This is a genomic window from Citrobacter telavivensis (assembly GCF_041807075.1).
GTDB classification, from domain to species: Bacteria; Pseudomonadota; Gammaproteobacteria; order Enterobacterales; family Enterobacteriaceae; genus Citrobacter_A; species Citrobacter_A telavivensis.
Window position 1 is genome coordinate 2,088,814 of the sequence record NZ_JBGUBF010000001.1, and the last position, 26,343, is coordinate 2,115,156.

26 protein-coding genes and 1 riboswitch are annotated in these 26,343 nt (G+C 49.9%); of the genes, 12 read left to right on the forward strand and 14 right to left on the reverse strand.

Annotation, left to right across the window (positions count from 1 at the left end):
* Positions 1 to 11 precede the first annotated feature (11 nt).
* The 4 genes from ACERJC_RS09990 to ACERJC_RS10005 all read left to right on the forward strand — a co-directional run bounded on the left by ACERJC_RS09990 (position 12) and on the right by ACERJC_RS10005 (position 2,371).
* Positions 12 to 974 carry a hypothetical protein gene (locus tag ACERJC_RS09990; RefSeq protein WP_373671574.1) on the forward strand — a complete coding sequence of 321 codons (963 nt, stop codon included), beginning with the start codon at positions 12 to 14 and terminating at the stop codon, positions 972 to 974.
* A 111-nt stretch (positions 975 to 1,085) separates the two neighbouring features.
* Positions 1,086 to 1,370: a type VI secretion system PAAR protein gene (locus tag ACERJC_RS09995; protein WP_373671575.1), complete on the forward strand. Its 285-nt coding sequence runs from the start codon at positions 1,086 to 1,088 to the stop codon at positions 1,368 to 1,370.
* A 33-nt stretch (positions 1,371 to 1,403) separates the two neighbouring features.
* Positions 1,404 to 1,640: a hypothetical protein gene (locus ACERJC_RS10000; RefSeq protein ID WP_373671576.1), complete on the forward strand. Its 237-nt coding sequence runs from the start codon at positions 1,404 to 1,406 to the stop codon at positions 1,638 to 1,640.
* Positions 1,641 to 2,122: 482 nt separating this feature from the next.
* Positions 2,123 to 2,371 carry a hypothetical protein gene (locus tag ACERJC_RS10005; RefSeq protein WP_373671577.1) on the forward strand — a complete coding sequence of 83 codons (249 nt, stop codon included), beginning with the start codon at positions 2,123 to 2,125 and terminating at the stop codon, positions 2,369 to 2,371.
* Between the two features lie 116 nt (positions 2,372 to 2,487).
* Here the strand turns inward: ACERJC_RS10005 and fbaB are convergent, their stop codons facing one another.
* Positions 2,488 to 3,540, reverse strand: a complete 1,053-nt coding sequence (fbaB, locus tag ACERJC_RS10010) for a class I fructose-bisphosphate aldolase (protein ID WP_178823629.1) — start codon at positions 3,538 to 3,540, stop codon at positions 2,488 to 2,490.
* Positions 3,541 to 3,790: 250 nt separating this feature from the next.
* Here fbaB and ACERJC_RS10015 point away from each other — a divergent pair, with 250 nt between their 5' ends.
* Genes ACERJC_RS10015 through ACERJC_RS10025 form a run of 3 tightly spaced genes read left to right on the forward strand, consistent with a single transcriptional unit; the run spans position 3,791 to position 7,025 of the window.
* On the forward strand, positions 3,791 to 5,062 hold the full coding sequence (locus tag ACERJC_RS10015; protein WP_152403651.1) for a nucleoside permease: 1,272 nt from the start codon (positions 3,791 to 3,793) through the stop codon (positions 5,060 to 5,062).
* On the forward strand, positions 5,059 to 6,063 hold the full coding sequence (locus ACERJC_RS10020; protein WP_373671578.1) for an ADP-ribosylglycohydrolase family protein: 1,005 nt from the start codon (positions 5,059 to 5,061) through the stop codon (positions 6,061 to 6,063). Before ACERJC_RS10015 ends, ACERJC_RS10020 begins: the two co-directional genes overlap by 4 nt.
* Entirely contained in the window at positions 6,060 to 7,025 is a 966-nt protein-coding gene (locus tag ACERJC_RS10025) for a PfkB family carbohydrate kinase (protein ID WP_373671579.1), read from the forward strand. The genes ACERJC_RS10020 and ACERJC_RS10025 overlap by 4 nt, the downstream gene beginning before the upstream one ends.
* On the opposite strand, the gene ACERJC_RS10030 is transcribed toward ACERJC_RS10025, so the two are convergent.
* The 3 genes from ACERJC_RS10030 to thiM are packed head-to-tail and all read right to left on the reverse strand — an operon-like array spanning position 6,999 to position 9,372.
* Positions 6,999 to 7,745 (reverse strand): GntR family transcriptional regulator, encoded by a 747-nt coding sequence (locus ACERJC_RS10030; RefSeq protein ID WP_042318035.1) that lies wholly within the window; start codon positions 7,743 to 7,745, stop codon positions 6,999 to 7,001. The two genes, ACERJC_RS10025 and ACERJC_RS10030, sit on opposite strands and share 27 nt — an antisense overlap.
* 41 nt (positions 7,746 to 7,786) lie before the next feature.
* A complete protein-coding gene (gene thiD / locus ACERJC_RS10035) occupies positions 7,787 to 8,587 on the reverse strand; it encodes a bifunctional hydroxymethylpyrimidine kinase/phosphomethylpyrimidine kinase (RefSeq protein WP_373671580.1) in 801 nt (266 codons plus the stop codon).
* Positions 8,584 to 9,372 carry a hydroxyethylthiazole kinase gene (gene thiM / locus ACERJC_RS10040; protein ID WP_373671581.1) on the reverse strand — a complete coding sequence of 263 codons (789 nt, stop codon included), beginning with the start codon at positions 9,370 to 9,372 and terminating at the stop codon, positions 8,584 to 8,586. Before thiM ends, thiD begins: the two co-directional genes overlap by 4 nt.
* Before the next feature lie 31 nt (positions 9,373 to 9,403).
* Positions 9,404 to 9,501: riboswitch (TPP riboswitch) on the reverse strand.
* A gap of 508 nt (positions 9,502 to 10,009) precedes the next feature.
* Here thiM and ACERJC_RS10045 point away from each other — a divergent pair.
* Positions 10,010 to 10,843 carry a YadA C-terminal domain-containing protein gene (locus ACERJC_RS10045; RefSeq protein WP_373671582.1) on the forward strand — a complete coding sequence of 278 codons (834 nt, stop codon included), beginning with the start codon at positions 10,010 to 10,012 and terminating at the stop codon, positions 10,841 to 10,843.
* Positions 10,844 to 11,010: 167 nt separating this feature from the next.
* On the opposite strand, the gene ACERJC_RS10050 is transcribed toward ACERJC_RS10045, so the two are convergent.
* A complete protein-coding gene (locus tag ACERJC_RS10050) occupies positions 11,011 to 11,445 on the reverse strand; it encodes a hypothetical protein (RefSeq protein ID WP_373671697.1) in 435 nt (144 codons plus the stop codon).
* 865 nt (positions 11,446 to 12,310) lie between these two features.
* Between ACERJC_RS10050 and rcnB the strand changes: the two genes are divergently transcribed.
* A complete protein-coding gene (rcnB, locus tag ACERJC_RS10055) occupies positions 12,311 to 12,637 on the forward strand; it encodes a Ni(II)/Co(II) efflux transporter accessory subunit RcnB (protein WP_373671583.1) in 327 nt (108 codons plus the stop codon).
* A 76-nt stretch (positions 12,638 to 12,713) separates the two neighbouring features.
* Here rcnB and ACERJC_RS10060 read toward each other — a convergent pair whose 3' ends face one another.
* From ACERJC_RS10060 to apbC, 6 genes are all read right to left on the reverse strand, one after another.
* Positions 12,714 to 13,745: a putative fimbrial-like adhesin protein gene (locus ACERJC_RS10060; protein ID WP_373671584.1), complete on the reverse strand. Its 1,032-nt coding sequence runs from the start codon at positions 13,743 to 13,745 to the stop codon at positions 12,714 to 12,716.
* 14 nt (positions 13,746 to 13,759) lie between these two features.
* On the reverse strand, positions 13,760 to 16,249 hold the full coding sequence (locus ACERJC_RS10065; RefSeq protein WP_373671585.1) for a fimbrial biogenesis outer membrane usher protein: 2,490 nt from the start codon (positions 16,247 to 16,249) through the stop codon (positions 13,760 to 13,762).
* Positions 16,250 to 16,262: 13 nt separating this feature from the next.
* Positions 16,263 to 16,946: a fimbria/pilus periplasmic chaperone gene (locus tag ACERJC_RS10070; protein ID WP_373671586.1), complete on the reverse strand. Its 684-nt coding sequence runs from the start codon at positions 16,944 to 16,946 to the stop codon at positions 16,263 to 16,265.
* Positions 16,947 to 17,005: 59 nt separating this feature from the next.
* Positions 17,006 to 17,554, reverse strand: coding sequence for a fimbrial protein YehD (gene yehD, locus ACERJC_RS10075; RefSeq protein WP_373671587.1), 549 nt, complete (start codon positions 17,552 to 17,554; stop codon positions 17,006 to 17,008).
* Positions 17,555 to 17,850: 296 nt separating this feature from the next.
* Positions 17,851 to 18,135: a DUF2574 family protein gene (locus ACERJC_RS10080; RefSeq protein WP_286633687.1), complete on the reverse strand. Its 285-nt coding sequence runs from the start codon at positions 18,133 to 18,135 to the stop codon at positions 17,851 to 17,853.
* Positions 18,136 to 18,408: 273 nt separating this feature from the next.
* On the reverse strand, positions 18,409 to 19,518 hold the full coding sequence (gene apbC, locus ACERJC_RS10085) for an iron-sulfur cluster carrier protein ApbC (RefSeq protein WP_284554184.1): 1,110 nt from the start codon (positions 19,516 to 19,518) through the stop codon (positions 18,409 to 18,411).
* Positions 19,519 to 19,683: 165 nt separating this feature from the next.
* Between apbC and metG the strand changes: the two genes are divergently transcribed.
* Positions 19,684 to 21,717 (forward strand): methionine--tRNA ligase, encoded by a 2,034-nt coding sequence (metG, locus tag ACERJC_RS10090; protein WP_373671588.1) that lies wholly within the window; start codon positions 19,684 to 19,686, stop codon positions 21,715 to 21,717.
* Positions 21,718 to 21,910: 193 nt separating this feature from the next.
* Positions 21,911 to 22,369: a YehR family lipoprotein gene (locus ACERJC_RS10095; RefSeq protein WP_152403632.1), complete on the forward strand. Its 459-nt coding sequence runs from the start codon at positions 21,911 to 21,913 to the stop codon at positions 22,367 to 22,369.
* A gap of 45 nt (positions 22,370 to 22,414) precedes the next feature.
* On the opposite strand, the gene ACERJC_RS10100 is transcribed toward ACERJC_RS10095, so the two are convergent.
* From ACERJC_RS10100 to ACERJC_RS10110, 3 genes are read right to left on the reverse strand one after another with little or no spacing between them, the layout of a single operon-like run.
* On the reverse strand, positions 22,415 to 22,885 hold the full coding sequence (locus tag ACERJC_RS10100) for a YehS family protein (protein WP_152403630.1): 471 nt from the start codon (positions 22,883 to 22,885) through the stop codon (positions 22,415 to 22,417).
* 46 nt (positions 22,886 to 22,931) lie between these two features.
* Entirely contained in the window at positions 22,932 to 23,651 is a 720-nt protein-coding gene (gene btsR, locus ACERJC_RS10105; RefSeq protein ID WP_152403628.1) for a two-component system response regulator BtsR, read from the reverse strand.
* Entirely contained in the window at positions 23,644 to 25,332 is a 1,689-nt protein-coding gene (locus tag ACERJC_RS10110) for a sensor histidine kinase (RefSeq protein WP_152403626.1), read from the reverse strand. The genes btsR and ACERJC_RS10110 overlap by 8 nt, the downstream gene beginning before the upstream one ends.
* Positions 25,333 to 25,554: 222 nt before the next feature.
* Here ACERJC_RS10110 and mlrA point away from each other — a divergent pair, with 222 nt between their 5' ends.
* On the forward strand, positions 25,555 to 26,286 hold the full coding sequence (gene mlrA / locus ACERJC_RS10115; RefSeq protein WP_373671698.1) for an HTH-type transcriptional regulator MlrA: 732 nt from the start codon (positions 25,555 to 25,557) through the stop codon (positions 26,284 to 26,286).
* The last annotated feature ends 57 nt before the right edge of the window (positions 26,287 to 26,343 follow it).

The following is a 26,343-nucleotide window of genomic DNA, read 5'->3' on the forward strand; positions in this document are numbered from 1 at the left end:
CAGGAGGCATTATGGGTGCAGTACTTTATGCAGGTGATAATCAACAGAAGATTCGCAGCCGGTTCAATATTCAGGAGGCGTACTGCGCCATCAAAACCAATGGCGTCATCGGGTTCAGCAACCGGAGATCTGCATGGATAGAGAATGGTGATCCCACGGGTGCCATATCCAGCACCAACGCCATGATGCTGATGGAGAATGGCGAAAATGAAATCAGCCTAGAAGTGGGAGCACTGGGGTGGTTTTCCGATAAGCCGCTCAGAAGTGAAGTGCGGGCACGGTTTTCACCACAGGCGGGATGCAGCCTGGATCTGGTGCGTTCGATGAAGCAGGATGAAACCACACTGTCTTCAATAAAAGTGACGGTAAATGCGCAGGGAATTCCTGAAGCACACCTGGACAGTGTGCACCCCATCATGCGCAAAGAAATTCTGGCGGAACAGGCAGAACCCGGATTTATTGACGCAGACTATTTTGATGAAACTTATTTCCCGAAGGGAATGAAAGTGTATCAGTTCACACAAAAGGTCACGGTGACGGGGCTTCCTGAATGGGCGTGGACGCGTGCTACGCCCTTTACCGGAAGCGATGAACAGTTGCAGAAGTTAAAAGCAGCCTATACCGAGATGGCCGGGATCATCAGCCGCGGGGACAGAGCCAGCCTGAAGGCTTTTGACAGCGAGGCACTGAAAGCATGGTCAGCCACTACCGGCGACAGTGAGGATAGCATATTACTTTCACTGTATACGAAAGAAGAACTTGAAGGTAGAAAGATTAGAATACTACCTATCCGATGGGATGATTATGCTGTCCGGGTTATGAATAACGGGCGAATGGTCCAGTTATATAATAAATCAAAACCAGTTTATTCACCGTTGACTTATACCTATACAGGTGAAGATGGAGATAAACTAATGAGTAGCTATGCTCCAGTGTTTTCATTTATTGACGGAAAATTTATCCCCGTGACTTAATTGGCTTTTTTAATCAGAGATCAGAATATCTGATTAGATGGTTGTTCTTGAATTGAGTGTTTTATCGGTTTTTTGATGTTTTTACTACTGATATTTCGAACAGGATAATATATGCCTTTAGCTGCCAGATTAAACGACAAAGGTACCCAACATGACGGCTATCGTGAGACAGTCATCATTGCGGCTTCATCGACTGTATTTATTGATGGATTACCCGCAGCTCGTCAGGGCGACCCACTGACACCGCACGATAAACCGAAGCATCCACCCCATCCGCGTAAAATCGCCGGAGGTTCTTCAACCGTCTTTATTGACGGTAAGCCTGCAGCCAGAACTGATGATGCCATTGATTGTGGTGGTGTAGTCATCGGTGGCGGTACGGTCAACATAGGATAATTACTTTTTCCTGTAAGCACCAGAGAGGTCAGTATGTCTTTAAAAGGACTGCGTTTTACGCTGGAAATTGACGGACTGATGGAAATGGCCACTGCGGTGGTGGGATTCCGTCTGGCTCAGCATTACTCAGTCCCCTTTCTGCTTAAAGTGGATATCGCCAGTGGCCTTCCTGACCTGGTGGCGATCGATTTTCTTGAAAAAAGTGCCGAACTGACTGTCAGGCAGGGCACAGCGGCATCGTCAGAGAAGTCACTCTCGGTGAAAATATGAAAATAGGAACTGAATACATTCAATACTGGATAGATAAAAATAAAAACAATACAGCTCAGGCATATAAAGATTATTGGGGAAAAATAAATGACATATATTACAACAAGAAAAATCGTGCGCAGATAAATTATCTGTACAACCTGATAATATACAAGTAATTAAGAAAATGGTAGAGGTTAGGTAATTATGCGATTTATTTATTTTTTTGCATTATGATAACCATCCCTTTTCATTGTTTTACCAGTGACGTTCACGACATTAAAAAATGTGAATTACCTGGGGGTTATAACATCAAGTTAATTTCATTAAAAACAATTGAGGGCGACACTCCATATTTAACATTCAACAATATAATTGTCAGCGCATTCTTAGATCAGACCATATCTTCCGGAGATATTATCCTTTCGAAGTGCATAAATCACTCCCTCATATTTGCTTTAGATTACGGCTCTCCATATATTAAGGGATGTCTTATCACAGGAATGACAGATGATGTATCTCAAAAAGACAAACCAGAAGGTGTTTGTTTTGCAGAGAAACACATACCAGAGTCTATATGGTTCAATAAGACGCATATATTGATAATTATCAAAAATACTGACAGCATAGGTGAGTGGAAAGGAAAATATATTATATACGACAGTAGAAATGATGAGGCACATACCTTGACTCACCTGCCAAATAAGAAAGGTTATAAAATTTATCCAGTTTCTACTGTAAGAGAAAAATGACACTCACAATAACGCCATGAATATTATGAAATTACATTATACTTATATGCCTTATTTGATTTCGTTGAAGTCGTAATAGTCAGTCCTCTCCCGTTGCGGGAGAGGACTGTGTGACATCAGGCAATCGTCACTTTGCTGTCGAGATAGACATCCTGCACGGCGTTGATCAGTTTCACGCCGTCAGCCATCGATTTCTTGAAGGCTTTGCGACCGAGGATCAGCCCCATGCCGCCCGCGCGTTTGTTGATAACCGCAGTACGCACCGCGTCGCTCAGGTCGGTCTCGCCGCCCGCTGCGCCACCGGAGTTGATTAACCCTGCACGCCCCATATAGCAGTTTGCCAGTTGGTAGCGCACCAGATCGATAGGGTTCTCCGTGGTCAGCTTGCTGTAGACGCGATCGTCGGTATAGCCATAGTTCACGGCTTTGTATCCGCCGTTATTTTCTGCCATTTTTTGTTTGACGATATCCGCGCCGATGGTTGCCGCCAGATGGTTCGCCTGCCCGGTTAAGTCGGCGGAGACGTGGTAATCGACGCCATCTTTTTTAAACGCAGAATTTCGCAGATAGGCCCACAGTACGGTGACCATCCCCAGCTCATGCGCCCGTTCAAAGGCGGCAGAAATCTCTTCAATCTGCCGGCGCGACTCTTCTGAACCAAAGTAGATGGTTGCGCCTACGGCCACCGCCCCCAGATTGAACGCCTGCTCCACGCTGGCGTACAGCGTCTGGTCGTAAGTATTCGGATAGCTGAGGGTTTCGTTATGGTTGAGTTTTACCAGAAACGGAATGCGATGCGCATAACGGCGCGATACGGAGGCCAGCACGCCATAGGTCGAGGCTACGCAGTTACATCCGGCTTCGATCGCCAGTTCAACGATGTTTTTCGGGTCGAAATAGAGCGGGTTGGCGGCAAACGAGGCACCTGCCGAGTGTTCCACACCCTGATCGACCGGTAAAATGGACAGATAACCCGTTTTCCCCAGACGCCCGGTGTTATACAACGTCTGCATGTTACGCAGCACCGCAGGCGGACGGTTGTTATCCACCATCACGCGGTCGACGTAGTCATGTCCGGGTAGATAGAGTTGGTCAGAGGGTATGGTCATGCAACGATGCTGTAAGAGGCTGTCGGCGTCTTTGCCAAGCAACTGCGCAATATCAGTCATAGCTATGCTCCCGTAAGTTCCGAATGAGTCGGAATGTGAATTGTCCTGATCCGCGTTTTGCGGGCAGCCATAAGTCTGGTACTGACCAGCCATTTTTTCCATCTTTCGGGCATTTTTCAGCGTTATCCGCTGGCACGATTCACTGACGAAAAAGTGTTAAGACGGTCAAGGTTTCACCTCAAAGGTATTTAAAAGGTATTATTAAATGGTGCTGTCATGACGTACCTTACCTGTCATGAAGGATTTAAAGATGAAAACTACAGTGAAGCTGTCGTTCATGATGTTCGTTGAATGGTTTATCTGGGGAGCCTGGTTTGTTCCGCTCTGGCTCTGGTTGAGTAAAAGTGGTTTTACCGCCGGTGAGATTGGCTGGTCTTACGCCTGTACCGCAATCGCCGCGATTCTGTCGCCGATCCTCGTGGGCTCTCTGACTGACCGATTTTTCTCGGCGCAAAAGGTGCTGGCAGTTCTGATGTTCGCCGGTGCGGTGCTGATGTATTTTGCCGCTCAGCAGACGACGTTCGGTGGATTCTTCCCGCTGTTGCTGGCCTACTCGCTGACCTATATGCCGACCATTGCGCTGACCAACAGCATCGCATTTGCCAACGTGCCGGACGTGGAGCGCGACTTCCCGCGCATCCGTGTGATGGGCACCATCGGCTGGATTGCCTCCGGTCTCGCCTGTGGATTCCTGCCGCAAATGCTGGGTTATAACGATATATCGCCAACCAACATCCCACTGCTGGTGACGGCTGCCAGCTCTGCGCTGCTGGGCGTGTTTGCCTTCTTCCTGCCGGATACGCCGCCGAAAAGCACCGGCAAGATGGACTTCAAAGTCATGTTGGGTCTGGATGCGATTACCCTGCTGCGTGATAAAAACTTCCTCGTCTTTTTCTTCTGCTCGTTCCTGTTCGCGATGCCGCTGGCGTTCTATTACATCTTCGCCAATGGATATCTGACGGAAGTGGGGATGAAAAACGCCACCGGCTGGATGACCCTCGGTCAATTCTCTGAAATCTTCTTTATGCTGGCGTTGCCTTTCTTTACCAAGCGCTTTGGTATCAAAAAGGTATTACTCCTTGGTCTTATCACTGCCGCGATCCGCTATGGCTTCTTCATTTACGGCAGCGCAGACGAATACTTCACCTATGCTCTGCTGTTCCTCGGCATTTTGCTGCACGGTGTGAGCTATGACTTCTACTATGTGACGGCGTATATCTACGTCGATAAAAAAGCGCCAGTGCATATGCGTACCGCCGCACAAGGGTTGATTACACTCTGCTGTCAGGGATTCGGCAGCCTGCTGGGTTACCGTCTCGGCGGCGTAATGATGGAAAAAATGTTTGCCTATCAGGAGCCGGTCAACGGCCTCACCTTCAACTGGGCGGGCATGTGGACATTCGGGGCGGTGATGATCGCCGTGATTGCCGTGCTGTTTATGATTTTCTTTCGCGAATCGGACAAAGAAATTACCGCTATTGAGGTTCGCGATACTGCGTTGACACAAGGGGAAGTGAAATGAAAGCAGAACGTATTCTCGGTGCTCTTTACGGGCAGGCGTTAGGGGATGCGATGGGTATGCCGTCAGAACTGTGGCCGAGAACCCGCGTTAAAGCGCATTTTGGCTGGATTGACCGCTTTCTGCCGGGCCCGCAAGAAAACAATGCGGCCTGCTATTTTGGCCGCGCAGAATTTACCGACGATACCTCAATGGCGCTCTGTCTGGCAGATGCCCTGCTGGCACGCGACGGTGAGATCGACCCGGATCTGATTGGGCGTAACATTCTCGACTGGGCGCTGCGCTTTGACGCCTTCAACAAAAACGTCCTCGGGCCGACATCGAAAATCGCCCTGAACGCCATTCGCGACGGGAAACCGGTGGCGGAACTGGAGAACAATGGCGTCACCAACGGCGCAGCCATGCGCGTGTCGCCGTTGGGATGTCTGCTGCCAGCGCACAATCTGGATGCGTTTATCGACGACGTCGCGCTGGCCTCCAGCCCGACGCACAAATCGGATCTGGCTATCGCCGGTGCGGTAGTGGTGGCATGGGCGATTTCACGGGCGATCGAAGGCGATTCCTGGGCAGCGATCGTTGATTCGCTCCCCGCCATCGCCCTGCATGCCCAACAAAAGCGAATCACCACCTTTAGCGCGTCGCTCTGTGCACGTCTGGAGATGGCGCTAAAAATTGTGCGTCATGCCGACGGTGCCGAAGCGGCCAGCGAACAGCTGTATCAGGTGATTGGTGCGGGAACCAGCACGATCGAATCGGTGGCGTGCGCTATTGCGATGGTCGAACTGGCGCAAACCGATCCCAATCGTTGCGCTATTCTGTGCGCAAATCTTGGTGGCGACACCGATACCATTGGGGCGATGGCAACGGCCATTTGCGGTGCGTTGCAGGGCGTTGGCGCCATTAATCCGGCATGGAAACAGGAGCTGGATACGGTCAATCAGCTCGATTTCAACCGCTATGCTACGGCGCTTGCCCGTCTGCGCCAACGTCGGGAGGAGTCATGAACGCTTCACGTTTAGCCGAACTGCTGCCAGGTTTAACGACTCGCCAACCAGTCACGGTCGTCGGCGCAGCGGTTATCGATGTCATTGCCGATGCGTATGCTCTGCCCTGGCGCGGTTGTGACATTGAGCTAAAGCAGCAAGGTGTTAACGTCGGCGGTTGCGCGCTGAACATCGCCGTCGCATTGAAACGGCTGGGCATTGATGCCGGTAATGCCCTGCCGCTGGGCCAGGGCGTGTGGGCAGATATCATTCGTAACCGGATGGCGAAAGAAGGGTTACACAGCCTTATTGAGACCGCAGAAGGGGACAACGGCTGGTGTCTGGCGCTGGTCGAGCCGGATGGCGAGCGCACGTTCATGTCATTCAGCGGCGTTGAGAACCAGTGGAACGTTGACTGGCTGGCTCAACTCACCGTCCCGCGTAATAGCCTGATTTATCTCTCGGGCTATCAGTTGGCCTCACCCTGCGGCGAACTGCTGGTGCAGTGGCTGGAAGGTCTGGATCAGATGATGCCGTTTATCGATTTTGGTCCGCGCATTGGCGATATACCTGATGCGCTAATGGCGCGCATTCTGTCCTGTCGCCCGTTGGTGTCGCTCAATCGTCAGGAAGCTGAAATCGCGGCCCAACGGTTCGATCTGAGCTCGGATGTGGAAGAGCTGGGTGCGCAATGGGTGAAGCGATTTGCGGCACCTTTGATCGTTCGCCATGACAAAGAGGGCGCCTGGTTTTTCAGCACGTCATCCTCTGGTCATGTCCCCGCCTTTCCAACGCTGGTCGTTGATACGATTGGCGCGGGTGACAGTCACGCGGGGGGGATGCTGGCCGGGTTGGCATCGGGCTGGTCGCTGGCGGACGCGGTGCTGCTCGGCAACGCCGTGGCCTCGTGGGTCGTCGGACATCGCGGCGGTGACTGTGCGCCGTTTCGCGAGGAGTTACTCCTCGCACACAAAGACGTATAAATCGCTTCGGCAGTAGCTGATGCTGTACTCGATGGGGCGCTGCTGCTGGTCAAGCGCCACTTGCTTTATCACCAGCACCGGCACTTTGCTGTCCATCTGGATATGCGACTGGAACTCGGCATCCGGCATCTTTGCGCTCACCCGTGAGCGGGTGCGCTGCGGGTGGATGTGCTGGCTACGGAAATAGTCGTACAGCGATATGCCTATCTCATCGGCATCATGAATGAGGTGCGCGGGCACCCACGACTCTTCAATAGATACGGCATCTTCATCAACGTAGCGAATACGCTTAAGCAAAAACACATCGCTGCCAGCGGCAATCGCCAACTGTTGCGCCACCTCTTCCGGACACTTAACGACTCGTTTGTTGACCCATAAGGTGTCCGGCTTTTTCCCGCGCAGGACAACCTGCTGAGAAAAACCACGCGCCTCTTTCAGCGAATACTCAAAGATATTGTTGATCTGCGTACCATAGCCGCGCGCACGCGTCACCACGCCCTCTTCTTCCAGCGCCTGCATCGCTTTACGCACCGTGATGCGTGAGACGCCGGTCAACTGGCTGAGATCTCGTTCGCCGGGCAAAATATTGCCATGCTCAAGCACTCCACTACGCACGGCATTTTTTACCGTCTCGGCAAACTTGATATAGAGCGGCGTATTATCCACCGCTGAAATACGTTCGTTCAGTTGCGCGATAAGTTGAGTATGCGCTTGTTCCATGAGTCTTTTTCCTGACAGCCAGTCTGCTGCCAGTATATACGCTACCAGTACGCGTGGAAATGATGAACCGGTCCAATGCCGTGCCCAACCTCCAGGGTATCCGCCTGCGCCAGTGCCGCCGACAGCCAGACTTTCGCCTCCTGCACCGTCCCTGCCCAGTCAGCATGCCGAGGACGCAGTGCGGCCAGCGCCGCAGAGAGCGTGCAACCGGTGCCGTGCGTGTTTTTGGTCATCACCCGCGGTGCGGTAAAACGCTGCTCACCGTCAGCCGTAAAGAGCCAGTCGGGGCTTTGCGCATCATCCAGATGGCCGCCTTTCATTAGCACCGCGCCACAGCCCATCGCCAGCAGCGCCCGTCCCTGTTCCAGCATCTCTTTTTCTGCGCGCGCATGCGGACAATCCAGCAACGCTGCCGCTTCAGGCAGGTTGGGCGTAATCAGTGAAACCTGCGGCAGCAGTCGCTTGCGCAATGTCTCAACGGCAGAGGGCGACAGCAACGGATCGCCGCTTTTCGCCAGCATGACCGTGTCGAGCACCACATTCCGCACCTGATGGCGCTGTAAACGCTCCGCCACAGCCTCGATGATATCGGTTTCCGCCAGCATGCCGATTTTGGTGGTATCAATGCGTACATCGCTGAACACCGAATCGAGCTGCGCGGCGACAAAATCCGGCTCAATGCGATATACCGACTGCACGCCGCGCGTATTCTGCGCCACCAGCGCGGTAATCACCGAACAGCCGTAAGCGCCGAGCGCCGAGAAAGTTTTCAGATCGGCCTGAATGCCCGCACCACCGCTGGGATCGGTGCCGGCAATCGTCAAGGCGTTAATCCGCTTCATGCTACTACCTCCGTTTCCAGGGTGTAGAGCGCATCGAGAAATGCCGCAATGAAACTGCCGGGTCCGTGACAGGTTTTACTGGCAATCAGCCCCGCCTGTTTCATCCACCCACAGGCCGACGCGATATTTTCGATTCGGTTTCCGGGCAGCGCGCAGCTGGCGGCCACCACGGCGGAAAGCGCGCACCCGGTGCCCACTACCTTCGTCATCAACGGGTCGCCGCCGGTGACGCTCAGCGTGCGCTCGCCGTCCGTGATGTAATCCACTTCACCGGTGACCACCACAATAGCGCCGGTCTGGCATGCAAGAATCTGCGCCGCTGGCAGTGCCGTTGTGACCGAATCGGTGGCGTCCACACCGCGTCCCCCGGAGTCTTCACCGGCTAACGCCAGGATCTCCGAAGCATTACCGCGAACGGCTGCGGGTTTTAAGGCCAGGAGTTCAAAGCAGAAGCGACGACGATACTCGAGCGCGCCCACGGCAACGGGGTCCAGTGTCCAGGGCGTTTTTGCGCTATTCGCCTGCTCAACCGCCGTTCGCATTGCGCGTGCGCGCGGCTGCGTCAGCGTACCCACGTTAATAAGTAAGGCGCTGGCAAGGGCAGCGAACTGGCGAGCCTCTTCCGGCTCGATCACCATCGCCGGAGAAGCGCCCAAAGCCAGTAGCGTATTGGCGGTAAAACTCTGCACGACGTCATTAGTCATACAGTGTGTTAACGGAGAAAGGGTACGAAATTGTTTTAAGGTACGAACCGCATGTTCGCGGCTGTGCAGGTCAGGCTGCATGATTACGCTCCTGCCCGCGCGAAGAAGGGACACGAGCAGTGTCTGACTTCCCTACGCTGGCATTATCCAGATCAGGTGGTACGGGTATTTCTCAGCCCTTCGTGAAAAGGGGCACCCCGAGTCAAATTACTTATAAAACAATAAATTACATATCAAAATATCAATATTTAGTGTAACCGCCTGTACCGAGCAGGTGCAAGGAGTTTTTCTGTGCGTAACAACAACAGCATCTTCAGGACAAAACGCCGCCAACGCTTATAAGCAGCACAATCATTATTAATGTAAGAAATCCATTATTTGAACCAGGCATGAAAAAATATTTTCGCCTCTTCAGAAATATATTTATTATGCCGACACCTTATGCTGCATGGGTTATTAATGTTTACATTAAAATAATCCAACCATAACTCGACACGCCTCTTTACTTATTAAATTCAAATGTGATCCAAGTCAAGATTATTAGCCCTCCATTAGTAGATAGTTCGCCTCACGAATTAAGTAAATTCTTAATCAAGATGCTCTGAACGTATTATTAATGTTGACATCCATTTTTATTAACAACTGTTAAATCACACTCGCAATTAAAAAGAGTGGAAATAACTGTTTTTATATAGTGTTTTGAATGTGAGACTTTGAAATGAAATCTGTAAATAAATCCATTATTGCTGTTGCCGTTTTCTCTGCTCTGTTTGCTTCCCTTGCCCCTGCGGCCCAGGCGGCTAACGTTGATGCAGTGGTCACGAATCCCACAACCAATGGGGCTTTTTTTGTCTCTGGTATTGATGGCGCTACGTATGATTTACAAAAGCATGAAGGGCAAATATCCGCTCTGGAAGCGGGTAAAGCGGATGTAACTCAGGTGAATAATGTTGCCACTTATGCACAACAAATTCGTACCGATCATGATAACCTGGTAAAACGTGTCACTCTGGATGAACAATATGACGGACAGGCAATCATTAAGAATCGTGATGATATTGCCACTAACAAAGCAAACCAGAAAATTGTCGATAACGATCAAAACGTGTTAATTAGCGCTAATGGTAGTAAAGCAGACACTGCTTTACAGCATACAACGACTAACCAGGTCGCTGTGGCTAACGTGCAAACAAAACAAAAAGCACAAGATGGCGTCATTCAGACTCACACCACACAGTTAGCTAACCATGAAACGCGTATTACAACCCTGGAAAATCAAAATAATTCGCGCTTCTCTTCGATGGAAAAGCAGCAAAACGACGATCGTAAAGAATACCGTAGTGGTATTGCTGGAGCCGCGTCTATCGCCGGGCTTCACTATGTAGACACTGATAATGCTATTGCTGTTGGCGCTGCTGATTTTAAAAGTGAACAAGGTTATGCCATGGGCTATCGTCATAAATTCGCGGAGAATGTCGCCGCAACGGTTAGCTATGCCGGAACGTCTGATGGTGATTCCGTCGTCGCGGCGTCTGCTTCATTAGGCTGGTAAGAATATAGTGAAACGACGCTAAGGTATCGGTTAAAACGGTGGCGCTTCAACCTGAAGCGCCACATGAATATTGATATCGTCGGCGTTTATTGTCTTATTCCTGGCGCGACTGAAATCAGCTTTGCCTGACCCGCGGTAAGAACAGCAGATTAGAAAGCGATGGCTTTTTATTTTGCCCAGCCCAGCATCTGACGCTGGTTATTAAGTACTGCCAGGCGTCCCGTGTTGTACACGATAAAATAATGTAAACCTTGCTGATAAACGGTAGCGCTTTCCTCTTTCTCCACGAGAGACGCTGGCAAACCATTAATATTCAAACCCGTGCTCACCTTTTTGATTTCCATCCCTTCATAGTAATAGACGTTTTTTTTCTTCGTGGCCTGCGCATGCTGTTTTACCGCAGCACGGGCATTGGCATAAGCGCTTTGTTGCGCATTGTTGTCGATCATTTGCTGATTAGCGCGATCGACCTGATAACAAACATCACGGCTCACGCCTTTAGCTTCACAGCGCGCGAGGCGTTCTTCTTCCGAAACACAACCAGACAATACGCTGGCTATAACCAGAACATAAACACTCTTTTTTAGGCTTAACGCTTTCATCACTGCCATCACCATCATTAGTTAACAAAAAGAATAACGCAGCTGGCCAGCCGCGAATTTTATATCAACAGATCACGTGCAGGATATTTTTTGCCGTTCTGTTCTGTTCTGTTCTGTTCTGTTCTGTTCTGTTCTGTTCTGTTCTGTTCTGTTCTGTTCTGTTCTGTTCTGTTCTGTTCTGTTCTGTTCTGTTCTGTTCTGTTCTGTTCTGTTCTGTTCTGTTCTGTCAATATAATTCATGTAGTGCTGATATCAAAACGCGCTCCCGGCATGAATAATAAGAGTACTCCTGGCTGTTTTTTCATTCTGATTTATTCAATTAGCAATTAATTAACGAAGGAGGTACAAAGATACAATGTCATCATATATTCTTTTATCCACAATCTTAAATACATTTAATATTATGATATTTATCAAGATCAAAAAACGCCTACTACGCCATAGTATCGTGCAAGGTGATTTATATGTTGCCATTGATTAACGGTTATCTTCGAAAATATTTAAAACGTCTCTGTTTATGAAGCCTATTTCAATATGAAACCCAGTGAGTTAAAGTTGATAGTCCTTTATCTTTTTCTGTATCTCCTTCTGGTCTCTATGGGCTTCATCGCTGGAGTGATGTATGCCGAACGCCTGCATTTCTGCATCTGGGGATCGTGGCATGGGTAGCCAGTGGTCCGAAAACGCTGTCTGACACCATCATTTTTGGCCGAATTCTTCTATAGTGCAGTTGTCAGACGAAAAACAGGTTTACATTTTTTACGAAATTTCCGGGAATCTAACAAACCAGCGCTTGTCAGTCATCATGAAGGCCGGGAAAGATACACGATTGATTTTGAAGGTTCTAACAGTGGAGCGTAGAAGTATGAAGAACAAATTGGTGATGAGCGCGCTGCTGCTCGCATCCAGCGCGGTCTGGGCCGCACCCGCCACAACCGTCGCCGCGAAGGGGATTGATCAGTACGAACTCAGCGGCTTCATCGCTGACTTCACCCATTTCAAACCAGGCGATACAGTGCCAGAGATGTATCGCACCGACGAGTACAACATCAAGCAGTGGAAGTTGCGAAATTTACCCGCACCGGATGCCGGGACGCACTGGACCTATATGGGCGGTGCGTATGTGCTGATCAATGACGCTGACGGCAAAATTATCAAAGCCTACGATGGCGAGATTTTTTATCACCGCTAAAAATCCCCCCTCGGACTGAGGGGGGATTCAAGCGCTTGCTTTATCGTTAACGTAATCAGGATAACCCCAGGCACAGTCAGTCATACTTCACATAAATTAACGCGGTAGCGCTGAGATTGCCCGGTTTCACCTTACTTTTGTCATAAACGTAATAGCTGGCAACGATGGGAATGTTCACAGTATTGCTGTTCACCGCGTCTCCTGGCTTATCCACTTTCCATAATGTGGTTGCGTCACCTTGTCCGGTCACGCTGGATATATTGACGACTTGATTATTATTCTCCAGAACAAACCCAACGCCATTGTCTGCACTGCCACGAAGAATAAAACTGCTTCCCGCGACTAAATCACTGCTGGAGAGATACGTCGCCATTTTGCGTGACGTCTGTTTGCGGTCACCAAAAAGATTATCACACTGCAATCGAATATTTTCGGTAACATTTTTGCTAACAATCTTTCCGTTTACAGCAAGCTCTGAAAGCGCAATGTCAGGCAGTACAATATTCAACTCTTCAGGTTTGCAGGTCGTCTGCTTTCTGTTGTAGGTTAAACGCAAATTCGCCGAGTAAAATCCGCCGTCTTTTGCAAGCGAGTTATGATAACTTGTGATGCAAGGTTCCCATGCTTTACCCGACAGTAAACAACCCAATAAGGTCATGAGTGCTGAACGTTGAGAAGTAACCGTGGCGCTGGAAAGCGAAGCCACATCTTTAATATAAACGCTGTTCCCTGACCCCGCTGAGATGTTCACAGATGCACCACTGCTTGCCGGTGAAACATCGACCCGATAGCTCGCTGAAAAATCACCTTTCCCACTTGCCAGACTGATGTCAGAACTATTTACCCACGTAAATTTCAACGCTAGTTTAACGGTATCATCATACAATCCAACAATAACATCCGATGTTTTTAATGGACTAATAGTATTCGTCCCTGCACAAGTGAGATCGTTAAACTGATGAGTATAGGATTCTGACAGTGAGGAATTTATAGAAAAATCTTCCCGTATAATAAGATTATCCTCGTAGGAGATATTTCCTTTACACCCTGCGTAAGATGCGGGCAGCACCACCATCAGAACCAGTAAAAGTAAAAAATTGAGTTTCATAGCGGTATCCGACACTATCGGCAAATATAGACGTTACTTTCATCAATCGTCTTATCGAAAGTGATTGAACATGAAAGTCCCTTTTCTTTATCAATCGCCACGCTGACTTCAGGTGGAATTTCATTCGTACGGATAAAAAGCTGGCTTCCCTGCCCCACGACCCCCACGTTGTACCCGTGGATATCATTCACTTCGTAACCAAAGGTTAATGGCGCACCATCCGGGCGTTGGGCTTTAATAAACCACGGTTTGCGCTGGTCGGTATCAAAACGCACAAGCAAAACTGCACCACGGTGTGGGGATGCGTTTTTACGGTTACCACGTAGTTCGGTTTCACTGTCGCTTTGCGATACATCAAGCAGCAGGTGATTCTCGCGATAGGGCGTCAGATTATCGTAGACGACCGTCCCGTTAGCATTGGTCGTCCGATATTTTTGTCCATTAACGTAGGCGCCTTCCAGACCCGGCGCTTGCATAATGGCAAACGTATCCGAAAGTCGATTCGATAAATTCACGCCGCCAGACCACACCACTACGCCCCCGTAAAGACTTCCGCCAGCCTGATGATATTGCGACGACTGACTGTAGTTGCCGTTAATGGCCGCTATCGGGGTATTCCAGGTGACATTTCCCCCCACGGCCGTTTCATTATCCTGCCGTTGGTGGTTCAGGTTAACACCATAAATAAATTGATCGCGATCGCCCGTCGTTCCGTTTAAGCCGATATTATTTGACGCCAGTCCATTCTCATCAAAGGTGGTTGAATTTGACATGCTCAGGTAACGATGCGGTGTGGTAATACCGTCCCCCCAGTCAAGCGGAACCGAAATAAACAGGTTAAAACGTTTATCTTCGCGATGGTCTTCATCATAGGTCTGGCTCGCTGAGAATGTATAGCTAATCCGCTGCCAGCTATTTGAATAACTGAGCTGATAATCTTCACTATTCCCCCCTCGTCCCCAATAATCTCGCCACAGCGAACTCAATGAAACAGCGCCCCATCCCTCCGGCAATGTCTGACTGATGTTTGCCGAGAAAGTATTTTTACGGCCAAAATCGTTTTGATAATAATCAGCGACGTCGTAAACGTCGTTTTCATCACGATGATAGCTGTTTTTGTTATTCGCCCAGACGTGATCGTTAAATGTCCGATAGTCGCGCGATGAATAACGATATGCCGCAAGTCCAAAACGGGTCGCGGTTTGCGCCAAATACTTGTTATAGGCGAGTTGGTAGCTCTGTCCGTCAAATACCTCGCCACTATCCTGCTCGCTGTGTGACCGGGTGGCGTCCATAGAAATCGCGCCAATGCGCGTATTCCAGCCCGTACCAAAGGTAAACGCATGGTAGTGATTAGAAAACATGGTACCGCCAAAAAGTGTCAGTAAATTATTTAATCCGTACTGATAACTGGCCTGTGCAAAATCGGACTGGTTGCTCGCACCTTCGATATGGCTACGCCCGGCCGCAAAGTCATATTTCGACACCCCCGGCTGTAGCATATTGGGGACTGAAGCATAGGGCACCAGATAGGTTGTTACTGAACCGTCCGCTTCGCGTACCGTTACATCCAAATCTGTCCCGCCGCCTGCCAGTTGCATATCAGCAATTGAGAAGGGTCCTGGCGGAACTTCTTTTTGATAAACGATAAAGCCATTCTGCTCGATGGTAACCAAAGCATTACTCTGCGCGATCCCCTGCACCCGCGGCGTAAAATTTTGCTTTGAGTTCGGTAGCATTTGCATATCGCGAAACAGGCGAACACCGCTAAATCGTACGGACGAGAATATATCGGGTGACGTATACATATCACCGGCACGTAATGTGCCAAGAATTGGCGCAAAACCGCGCTCAAGATACAGCGTATTGCTTTTCCACTCCCCCTGACTGGCCTCTGCTTTGTCAAAACTGGTATCCGCATGTGCCTGCCACCCCAGTAAGTTTAATCCGCTGTTAAATCGCACATAAGTACTCTTGTTACGCCCTGAACGTTGATCATCGCTGTAATACTGACTCACATAATATGACGTATAGAAAGCGTTAATTCCGCGTTCCCAATTCTCTGGTAAAACATAACCCGCCTCCACTTGTGTAACATAGGCTTGCGGAACACTCAGATCCAAACGAAAAATGCCTATATCGAATGTATAGCTGCCGCTTCTGATCGCGCGCTTTAATGTAATACACCGATCGGGTACCTGTGGTTTCAGATCGTCGGTTATGACACCGAGGTTATGCAAAATATCATCCGTCAGACAAACATTATCGGGTTCATCACCAACGTTAATTTCATATCTGCCACGCCATTGTTTATTGACATAAATATCCAGCTCATACTGGCCGGGAAGTGGCTTGCTTTCATCAAGACTAAAGTTTGAAACTTTCTGATCTTTTGCTCCCCCCATCATAAAATGGGTGTCAAATGTTTCTGTCGCTGTGGCGTGAACCTGATGAGATAACAAAATAGATAATATAAGTAATGCAACAGGGGTCATCCGCGGCATAATCAACTCCTGTTTATTTCACATTCACTTTGCTGCTGATATAATTTCCGCTATCGTCAATAATAGTTAATTCATATTGTCTTTCGACAGCAGACTTCGTATTTACGGTCTGCGCAGAGAACGGTTCCAGCATGATTGCTTTATCATTTATTTTCACCGTTCCTGTATTAATATCGGCAACAGTAATCCAGTTTGCGGTGCCATTCCTCAAAGTCAGAGTTCTACCTGTTGCGGATAAGCCTAACTTACGAAAGCTATCCTCATTGACGACAGTAATTCCTTTTGGACGCCAGATAAGTTTAATCCTGTTTTGCATGGCAAACTTGAGCGTGTTTTTACCTGTCGATTCCACGTTATTCGGCGGGATGTCCAGAACATTCAAATAAAACAGGCTTTCTCTATCTTCTGGTAATGCATTGGCCATTTTCTTAATTTTTAGCTGTTGCCCGGAACTGGCTGGGACACGTACCACCGGTGGAGTTAACATGAATGGAACATGGATTTTCTCCGGGGGTAATGACGTGTCGCCCTCATCAATCCATGATTGCACAAGCGAGGCGCTACCGCCCTCATTCATCAATTGGACAACCACTTCTTTTTTGTCTGCCGGGTAAATGACCCGAGTGCCATAAATAACAATGCCTGCGTGGACAGGTAGAATTATGGCAGATAATAATACTGCAACCAGTCTTTTCATATTTAATTGCGCGGCCTTACTCACCAGGAACCGGCGGTAAGTACCGCCGGTATCATATATCAGTCTGTCACAACCGTCAGCGTCAGTGTTGAACTTACACTACCGGCTTTAACTGCATCACTATTATTCAAACGTGCATAACGGGCGAAGAAGTTGAGTTCATATTCGCCATTTGCATTTTTTTCGAGAGCGAGGTCCATTTTCCCGGCAGGGTCAATCTGTTTGTTATCATTACCGTAGTAAACCGCAAAACCTACCCCTTTTGCATCGCCGTTATTAAACGTAACTTTTTTATCATCAAATTGACTGGCAGAGAATGTTACCCGCGGTGTTTTATTCCCTTCACACTTAATTCTCAACGGTTGCTGAGTTCCATTAACCACCGGAGTATAAGCCTGACCGACGGGAAGCGTACTCAGTTTATCCATACCCACTTCGTTCAGACTGATTTCCGCAGTATTTGAGTCAATAAATTGACACGTAGTCCCAACCACTTTACCGTTAATTTTTAATACACCGGAATCATAGGTATCACCCGCGGCAGCCACTGCGCCAGCACTGATAAAAACAGATGAAAGAACAGCGATGGCAATAATTGAACGCTTCATAATATTTTCCTGAATTGAATTATGTCTATTTGTTTAGAAAGAGCTTATCTCGGGGAGTAAATTCTCATAGACGGTTCGTTGCCGCAATGTAAACGCATTGTTTTATTGATTTAACGCAAATAAAATTATGAAACATAATTTCAATAAATAAAGAAGGGAATGACTATTTTTAGCGGTGATTAATTTTAGATAATTTTTGTACAGTAATATATGAGAAGGGAATTAAAATACCGAAATCATTCATGATGATGATTTCGGCTAAGAACGAAAATTTACTTAAATAGACCACCGCCTGATTAATCGTAGCGGTTAAGTACGATCTGTCGTGCCGCATCTCCGGGAAGATGGGTCATTTCGGTCGCCACGCCCCTTGCTGATGAGGTCTTTTTTGCATCCTGCGTATTAAACTGATAGAGAGTATTACCGCAACGCTGCTGCAACTGACTGTTAACGACGTCGGTGCTGCAAGTGGGTATGGTTACTCTACCGTTGATGGTTAACGTGGCTGTATCGGAGGAAAAGGCAGGGGTACTCATTCCGTAAGTCAAAACTATGATTCCTGACAACAGATAATTCTTCATGTCGAGTGTAATCCCTGTAGTAAAAATAGTTACAGCGCAGTATGTCTGCCTGTAAAGTATGGTCATGACTCCATTGCCATACCAATAGAAATAATAAATTAATCGTGCGGGAATGAGCAATTTAAATGGTGGATTACGCTTCTTTTTTAAGAAAAGCGCCCACTCTGTTCAGTGGAACTACATAGATCAGACAGCATTATTTAAATTAAATATTCACCGCATCATTATTTAGCGGATGCGGTGAACGGAGATAAAGAAACAGTTCAGCAGAACTCAGACGGCACGAAAGGCAATCTCACCAGGAATGACTTCACCCTGCCAGTAAAGCTGCGCGGCAACACGTCCCGCCAGTTCGCGATACATTACGGTGAAATCACTGTCCGGACGACTGACAACGGTCGGCGTCCCGCGATCGAGATCTTCACGCAGACTGATATGCAGCGGCATCTGCCCCAACAGTTGCGTGTGATACTGCTCAGCCAGTTTCTGCGCGCCGCCGGTACCAAAGATAGGCTCATGATGACCACAGTTGCTGCAGATATGCATGCTCATATTTTCGACAATGCCCAGCACAGGCACTTCGACTTTTTCAAACATGACAATACCTTTTTTGGCGTCGATCAGTGCGATATCCTGCGGCGTCGTGACCACCACTGCACCGGTGACGGGAATGTTTTGCGCCAGGGTCAGTTGAATGTCGCCGGTGCCTGGCGGCATATCCAGCACGAGGTAATCCAGATCCGGCCACAGCGTCTCCTGTAGCATCTGCATCAGCGCTTTGCTGGCCATCGGCCCACGCCAGACCATCGCGTTATCATCCGTGACCAGATAGCCGATGGAGTTCGTCGCCAGCCCGTGAGACACGATCGGTGCCATATGCGTGCCATCCGGCGAGGTGGGACGCTGGTTTTCCGCACCCAGCATGGTTGGGATCGACGGACCATAAATGTCGGCGTCCAGAATCCCTACTTTCGCCCCTTCTGCCGCCAGTGCCAACGCCAGGTTTACCGCAGTCGACGATTTGCCCACGCCGCCTTTGCCAGAGCTGACGGCGATAATGTTCTTCACGCCATTCACGCCCGGCTGATTTTTCACACGCTTCAGGGTGGCAATATTGTGAGAAAGCTTCCAGTCGATCGCCTTCGCACCGGTGATACGCAACAGGTCGGCGCTACATTGCTCTTTTAACACCTCAAATGCACTGTGCCAGACGAACGGCATGACTAGTTCAACGTGCAGCGTGTCATCCATCCAGGCGACGTGGTGCAACGCCTTCAGCGTCGTCAGATTATGCTTCAGGGTGGGGTGCTGAAAATTCGCCAGCGTCCCGGCGACCATCGCGCGCAGGGTCTCTGGTGATTTGGCCTGGGATTGTGCGTTCATCCCGACTCCTTTTTGTTGTTCTGAAAAGGTCAATTGTAGCGAGCTAGTGTACTCCAGCGGTAACAATTATTCATTTGTGGTTTGATGCCCTTAATTCTTGGCGTAGTTATTCCCTTTCAGGTAACATCAGAACCCCCTTTCAACAGAGAAGAAGTAATACCTACTATGACTCAAGTCGCGAAGAAAATTCTGGTAACGTGCGCACTGCCGTACGCCAACGGCTCAATCCACCTCGGCCATATGCTGGAGCACATCCAGGCTGATGTCTGGGTCCGTTACCAGCGAATGCGCGGCCACGAGGTCAACTTCATCTGCGCCGACGACGCCCACGGCACGCCAATCATGCTGAAAGCACAGCAGCTTGGCATCACCCCGGAGCAGATGATTGGGGAAATGAGTCAGGAACACCAGACGGATTTCGCCGGGTTCAACATCAGCTATGACAACTACCACTCCACGCACAGCGATGAGAATCGGGAACTGTCTGAGCTTATCTATACCCGTCTGAAAGAGAACGGTTTTATTAAGAACCGCACCATCTCTCAGCTCTACGATCCGGAAAAAGGCATGTTCCTGCCGGACCGTTTTGTGAAAGGCACCTGCCCGAAATGTAAATCTCCGGATCAATACGGCGACAACTGTGAAGTGTGCGGCGCGACCTACAGCCCGACTGAACTGATCGAGCCGAAATCCGTGGTGTCTGGCGCAACGCCGGTGATGCGTGACTCTGAACACTTCTTCTTTGACCTGCCCTCTTTCAGCGAAATGCTGCAGGCGTGGACCCGCAGCGGCGCGCTGCAGGAGCAGGTTGCGAACAAAATGCAGGAATGGTTTGAATCTGGCCTGCAACAGTGGGATATCTCCCGCGATGCGCCTTACTTTGGTTTTGAAATCCCGAATGCGCCAGGTAAATATTTCTATGTCTGGCTGGATGCCCCGATCGGCTACATGGGCTCTTTCAAAAACCTGTGCGACAAGCGCGGTGATACCGTCAGCTTTGACGAATACTGGAAGAAAGATTCTGCTGCCGAGCTGTATCACTTCATCGGTAAAGATATCGTCTACTTCCACAGCCTGTTTTGGCCGGCCATGCTGGAAGGCAGCAACTTCCGCAAGCCGACTAACCTGTTCGTGCATGGTTATGTCACCGTCAACGGCGCGAAGATGTCCAAATCTCGCGGCACCTTTATTAAGGCCAGCACCTGGCTGAACCATTTTGACGCCGACAGCCTGCGCTACTACTACACCGCGAAACTCTCTTCACGCATTGATGATATCGACCTGAACCTGGAAGATTTCGTGCAGCGCGTGAACACCGACATCGTCAACAAAGTGGTTAACCTCGCCTCTCGTAACGCCGGCTTTATCAGCAAGCGTTTTGATGGCGTGCTGGCTTCTGAACTGGCCGATCCCGCGCTTTATAAAACCTTTACCGACGCAGCGACTGTCATTGGCGAAGCCTGGGAAAGTCGTGAATTCGGCAAAGCAATTCGTGAAATCATGGCGCTGGCGGATGTCGCAAACCGTTATGTGGACGAGCAGGCACCATGGGTTGTGGCGAAACAGGAAGGTCGCGACGCCGATCTGCAGGCGATTTGCTCAATGGGCATCAACCTGTTCCGCGTGCTGATGACGTACCTGAAGCCGGTTCTGCCAACCCTGAGCGAGCGCGTCGAAGCGTTCCTCAATACGGAACTGCGCTGGGATGCAATTACGCAACCGCTGCTGGCCCACAAGGTGAACACCTTCAAAGCGCTGTATAACCGTATCGACATGAAGCAGGTTGAAGCGCTGGTTGAAGCGTCTAAGGAAGAGGTCAAAGCCATGACCGCTCCGGTGACCGGTCCGCTGGCAGACTTCCCGATTCAGGAAACCATTAGCTTTGATGATTTCGCCAAAGTCGATCTGCGCGTGGCGCTGATTGAAAACGCCGAATTCGTTGACGGTTCCGACAAGCTGCTGCGCCTGACGCTGGACCTGGGCGGCGAGAAGCGCAACGTCTTCTCCGGCATTCGTTCAGCCTATCCGGATCCGCAGGTACTGATTGGCCGTCATACGATCATGGTGGCAAACCTGGCACCGCGTAAAATGCGCTTCGGCATCTCTGAAGGGATGGTGATGGCGGCGGGTCCTGGCGGGAAAGATATCTTCCTGCTGAGCCCGGATGAAGGCGCGAAGCCTGGACATCAGGTTAAATAAGTTCGCCCTCAAGCGCCGCTTTCGCGGCGCTTTTTTTGTCCAATAGGGCAGCAGACCACGTCATTTTCAGATTTTTCACACCGCATTTTCAGACATCTCCCCTAGCCTTTCCCCCCTATACTGTATCTCTTTCTGGTATACATACCAGGTACGATTTTTTGAGTACCAGACGTTTAATAAAATGGAGTTTTACATGAAAGCATTAAATACGTTTTTTTCGGTAGTTTTCGCGTCAGTTCTCGTTTTCTCTCTGGCTGGATGTGGCGACAAGGAAGAAAGCAAAACATTCAAAGCGGATGTCAATGGTACTGAGATCGTAATGACCTATACCTACAAGGGTGACAAAGTCATTAAGCAGACCTCACAGAACAAAATCAACTTTGCCTCTATCGGGGTAAAAACCAAAGAAGACGCGGCGAAGATCCTTGATCCGATCAGTGCAAAATATCAAAACATTCCCGGCGTGGAAGAGAAGCTGACCTATAAGGATGGCTACGCTGAAGAAACCGTCTCTGTTGACATGGAGAAGGTTGACTTTAAAAAGCTGCAGGGCGTGACGGGTACTCAATTCTCTGGTGACCCGAGCAACGGTATCAGCATGAAGCAAAGCCAGAAAATGCTGGAAGCCTCAGGCTTTAAAGAAGTGAAATAATCAAACGACGACGACCGGGCATCATGCCGGGTCGTCGCTTTTCTTTTAGTCTTTATTGCCGTGCAGACGCACAGCCAGTCCACGCAGGAAATAACGCATAAACTGATCGCCGCACTCGCGGTAGTTTTTATGATCGACAGAACGCATCATGGCGGTAATTTCCGGCATTGAAACGCGAACGTTCTGCTGGGTCATGATCGCCTGAATATCATCCGTTTTGAGCGAAAAGGCGATGCGCAGCTTTTTCAGCACCGTGTTGTTGTTCACCCGACGCTCAAGCGCCAGTTCAGGCGCTGAATCATCCTTGCCGCGCTTCTCGTAGATCAGACCATTCAGAAATCCGGAGAGAATAATATCCGGGCAGCGGACAAAACCCTCTTCATCTTCTTTGGTCATCCAGGTGTCGAAATTCGCGGAGGTGGATTCCATGTCGGCGAGCGCAAGAATGCGCACCATGTCGTTATTATTAACTTTCAGGGTGTAGCGCAGGCTACGAAGAATATCGTTACTAAGCATAGAGCCTTCAACTGTCGATGATGCAATGGCGCGCAGTGTACCAGTTTTACAGGCCAATCGCCTCTTTCAAACTTTTCAGATAACGGCGGCTGACCGGAACGGTTAACCCGTTGCGTAGTATCAGCTCTGCCTGACCGTTATCTTCCAGGCGAATTTCCTGTAACTGCGCCATGTTAACCAAATACTGTCGATGGCAGCGCAACAATGGCGTCCGGCTTTCCAGTGTTCTGAGCGTCAGTTCCGTAAAGCCTTCTTTGCCTTCACTGCTGGTCACAAACACGCCGCTCATGCGGCTGCTGACAAAGGCGACATCATCCATTTGCAGCAGATAGATCCTGCTGTGCCCGCTACAGGGAATAAACTTCAGCGACTGCTGGTTTTCCGGCAGCACCGACACATCTTGCTTGCTCCGCTCCTGGCGCAGACGACTGAGGGTTTTCTCCAGCCTCGCCTCTTCTATCGGTTTCAGAAGATAATCAAAGGCATGCTCTTCAAAGGCCTTAATCGCGTATTCGTCAAAGGCGGTCAGAAAAACAATATACGGACGATGCTCCGGGTCAAGCATACCGACCATTTCCAGCCCGCTGATACGCGGCATTTGAATATCCAGAAACAGCACGTCCGGATGCAGTCGATGCACCGCGCCAATCGCTTCAACGGCGTTGGCGCACTCACCCACGATCTCAATATCACTTTGTTCCTGTAACAAGATCCGCAGATTTTCCCGCGCTAACGGCTCATCATCCACAATCAGCACCTTAATCATGCGTCTCCTCCAGGGGCAGTCGTAGGGTTATTCGGGTAAAGCTATCCGGTTCGCAGACCACGCTAATACCGTAGTCATCGCCAAACCGTTCGCGCAGGCGTTTATCCACCAGATTCATGCCCAGACCGCTGACATTCGTGGTGGGCTGGTACAACCCGGCGTTATCTTCAATATCCAGCATCAGGTACTGCCCTTCCTGACGGGCGGTGATAGACACCTCTCCCGTCCCCAGCAGCTGTGACGTCCCGTGCTTAATGGCGTTTTCGACAATGGGTTGCAGGGTGAAGGCCGGCAACTGCTGATGCGCCAGCGCATCCGGTACGTTTAAACTCACCTGCAGCCGCGCCTGGAATCGCGCTTTCTCAATTTGCAGATAGGCATTCACGTGCTCAATTTCGTCGGCAAGCGTGACGATCTCCGACGGGCGCTTTAAGTTTTTGCGAAAGAAGGTAGAGAGATCCTGCACCAGTTGGCTCGCCTGTTCACTGTCGCGGCGCACCACCGCCTTAATGGTGTTGAGCGCATTAAACAGAAAATGCGGATTAACCTGCGCATGCAGCAGCTTGATTTCTGACTGAGTCAGCATCGCTTTCTGACGTTCATATTGCCCGGCGAGGATCTGCGCGGAGAGTAGCTGAGCAATCCCCTCACCCAGCGTTCGGTTAATGGAACTGAAGAGTCGGTTTTTTGCTTCATACAGCTTGATGGTCCCCATCACCCGTTGGTTTTCACCGCGTAATGGGATAACCAGCGTAGAACCAAGTTTGCACTGCGGATGCAGCGAACAGCGGTACGGCACTTCGTTGCCGTCAGCATATACGACCTCGCCCGTCTCGATGGCCCGTAGCGTGTAGCTGGAAGAGATAGGCCTGCCCGGCAAATGATGATCGTCGCCAATCCCGGTAAAGGCCAACAGCCGCTCGCGATCGGTAATCGCCACCGCGCCGATATCGAGTTCCTGATACAGCACCTGCGCCACCTTCATGCTGTTCACTTCGTTGAATCCCTGGCGCAGGATACCTTCGGTGGAGGCCGCCACTTTCAGCGCGGTGGAGGAAAACGCAGAGGTGTATTTTTCAAACATCGCGCGCTTGTCGAGCAAAATACGCATAAACAGCGCCGCGCCAACGGTGTTGGTGACCATCATCGGGGCGGCGATATTGCTGACCAGCCGGTAAGCATCGTCAAACGGCCGGGCGATCAGCAAAATGATCAGCATCTGTACCATTTCGGCGACAAACGTGATCGCCCCTGCCGTCAGCGGATTGAAGACTTTATCGGTGCGTCCCCGCCGCGTCAGCACGCTGTGCACCAAACCGCCCAGCAGTCCTTCGACAATGGTGGAGATCATACAACTGAGCGCGGTCATACCGCCCATCGAATAGCGGTGCAGACCCCCGGTTAGCCCCACCAGTCCACCGACGACCGGTCCGCCGAGCAGACCGCCCATCACCGCGCCAATCGCGCGCGTGTTGGCGATGGAATCATCAATGTGCAGACCAAAATAGGTGCCGAGGATACAGAAAATAGAGAAGGTGACGTAACAGAGCAACTTATGGGGTAAGCGAACGGTCACCTGCATCAACGGTATGAATAAACGCGTTTTACTCATCAACCATGCAATAACCAGGAACACGCACATCTGCTGAAGCAGCAGCAACACCAGATTAAAATCGTACATACCCGCAAACCACACTGCGTTTAAAACCGCGTAACATACATCGACTACGTTGATCTTTCTTTGAACTGTTGCAAAAAAAGATGAATTCGTGAGAACGATCACTCAAAAGTGTCCGTGTGAATACAATATCACGCCTCCTTTGATTAAAAAACAGACAAAACTACCTGGTTCGAAAAAGAGCGACTAAAGTTAGACTGGGACCTCGCGAGCAAGGATAAAATGATGGCGCTTTACACCATAGGTGAAGTGGCTTTGCTTTGTGATATTAACCCCGTTACGCTCCGCGCGTGGCAGCGGCGTTATGGATTATTGAAACCGCAGCGGACCGACGGCGGACATCGCCTGTTCAATGATTCAGATATCGACAGGATCCGCGAAATCAAACGCTGGATTGATAACGGGGTGCAGGTCGGCAAAGTCAAGATGCTGTTGAGCAATGAGAACGTAGACCTGCAAAACGGATGGCGTGAACAACAGGAAACCCTGCTGCACTATCTGCAAAATAACAATCTGCACAGTCTCCGGGTCTGGCTGAAAGAGCGTGGACAGGATTACCCCGCGCAGACGCTAACCACCCACCTTTTTCTTCCGCTACGTCGGCGGTTACAGTGCCAACAGCCCACACTACTGGCGCTATTGGGGATCCTTGACGGTGTGTTGATCAACTACATCGCCATTTGCCTCGCCTCGGCCAGAAAAAAACAGGGCAAAGATGCGCTGGTCGTGGGCTGGAATATTCACGATACCACGCGTCTGTGGCTGGAAGGTTGGGTTGCCAGCCAGCAGGGATGGCGGGTTGACGTACTGGCGCATTCGCTGAGCCAGTTTCGCCCGGACCTGTTTGAGGGGCGAACCCTACTGGTGTGGTGCGGCGAAAATCAGACGTCGGCACAGCAGCAGCAGCTGAATACCTGGCGCGCGGAAGGACACGATATTTATCCACTTGGCATTTAATGATTCATTAACAGCTACGCTTCTCTGTATAATCTCTGAGTTAACATAAGGAGAACA

Excerpts from the sequence above, each read along its gene's own strand:
- ACERJC_RS10060 (WP_373671584.1), bottom strand. The coding sequence starts at position 13,745 with ATGAAACTCAATTTTTTACTTTTACTGGTTCTGATGGTGGTGCTGCCC.
- thiD (WP_373671580.1), bottom strand. The coding sequence starts at position 8,587 with ATGAAGCGGATTAACGCCTTGACGATTGCCGGCACCGATCCCAGCGGT.
- btsR (WP_152403628.1), bottom strand. The coding sequence starts at position 23,651 with ATGATTAAGGTGCTGATTGTGGATGATGAGCCGTTAGCGCGGGAAAAT.
- ACERJC_RS10080 (WP_286633687.1), bottom strand. The coding sequence starts at position 18,135 with ATGAAGAATTATCTGTTGTCAGGAATCATAGTTTTGACTTACGGAATG.
- ACERJC_RS10020 (WP_373671578.1), top strand. The coding sequence starts at position 5,059 with ATGAAAGCAGAACGTATTCTCGGTGCTCTTTACGGGCAGGCGTTAGGG.
- mlrA (WP_373671698.1), top strand. The coding sequence starts at position 25,555 with ATGGCGCTTTACACCATAGGTGAAGTGGCTTTGCTTTGTGATATTAAC.
- ACERJC_RS10030 (WP_042318035.1), bottom strand. The coding sequence starts at position 7,745 with ATGGAACAAGCGCATACTCAACTTATCGCGCAACTGAACGAACGTATT.
- ACERJC_RS10005 (WP_373671577.1), top strand. The coding sequence starts at position 2,123 with ATGACAGATGATGTATCTCAAAAAGACAAACCAGAAGGTGTTTGTTTT.
- ACERJC_RS10065 (WP_373671585.1), bottom strand. The coding sequence starts at position 16,249 with ATGCCGCGGATGACCCCTGTTGCATTACTTATATTATCTATTTTGTTA.
- ACERJC_RS10000 (WP_373671576.1), top strand. The coding sequence starts at position 1,404 with ATGTCTTTAAAAGGACTGCGTTTTACGCTGGAAATTGACGGACTGATG.
- ACERJC_RS10025 (WP_373671579.1), top strand. The coding sequence starts at position 6,060 with ATGAACGCTTCACGTTTAGCCGAACTGCTGCCAGGTTTAACGACTCGC.
- thiM (WP_373671581.1), bottom strand. The coding sequence starts at position 9,372 with ATGCAGCCTGACCTGCACAGCCGCGAACATGCGGTTCGTACCTTAAAA.
- fbaB (WP_178823629.1), bottom strand. The coding sequence starts at position 3,540 with ATGACTGATATTGCGCAGTTGCTTGGCAAAGACGCCGACAGCCTCTTA.
- ACERJC_RS09990 (WP_373671574.1), top strand. The coding sequence starts at position 12 with ATGGGTGCAGTACTTTATGCAGGTGATAATCAACAGAAGATTCGCAGC.
- metG (WP_373671588.1), top strand. The coding sequence starts at position 19,684 with ATGACTCAAGTCGCGAAGAAAATTCTGGTAACGTGCGCACTGCCGTAC.
- ACERJC_RS10045 (WP_373671582.1), top strand. The coding sequence starts at position 10,010 with ATGAAATCTGTAAATAAATCCATTATTGCTGTTGCCGTTTTCTCTGCT.
- yehD (WP_373671587.1), bottom strand. The coding sequence starts at position 17,554 with ATGAAGCGTTCAATTATTGCCATCGCTGTTCTTTCATCTGTTTTTATC.
- ACERJC_RS10095 (WP_152403632.1), top strand. The coding sequence starts at position 21,911 with ATGAAAGCATTAAATACGTTTTTTTCGGTAGTTTTCGCGTCAGTTCTC.
- ACERJC_RS10015 (WP_152403651.1), top strand. The coding sequence starts at position 3,791 with ATGAAAACTACAGTGAAGCTGTCGTTCATGATGTTCGTTGAATGGTTT.
- ACERJC_RS10050 (WP_373671697.1), bottom strand. The coding sequence starts at position 11,445 with ATGAAAGCGTTAAGCCTAAAAAAGAGTGTTTATGTTCTGGTTATAGCC.
- ACERJC_RS10110 (WP_152403626.1), bottom strand. The coding sequence starts at position 25,332 with ATGTACGATTTTAATCTGGTGTTGCTGCTGCTTCAGCAGATGTGCGTG.
- ACERJC_RS09995 (WP_373671575.1), top strand. The coding sequence starts at position 1,086 with ATGCCTTTAGCTGCCAGATTAAACGACAAAGGTACCCAACATGACGGC.
- ACERJC_RS10070 (WP_373671586.1), bottom strand. The coding sequence starts at position 16,946 with ATGAAAAGACTGGTTGCAGTATTATTATCTGCCATAATTCTACCTGTC.
- ACERJC_RS10100 (WP_152403630.1), bottom strand. The coding sequence starts at position 22,885 with ATGCTTAGTAACGATATTCTTCGTAGCCTGCGCTACACCCTGAAAGTT.
- rcnB (WP_373671583.1), top strand. The coding sequence starts at position 12,311 with ATGAAGAACAAATTGGTGATGAGCGCGCTGCTGCTCGCATCCAGCGCG.
- apbC (WP_284554184.1), bottom strand. The coding sequence starts at position 19,518 with ATGAACGCACAATCCCAGGCCAAATCACCAGAGACCCTGCGCGCGATG.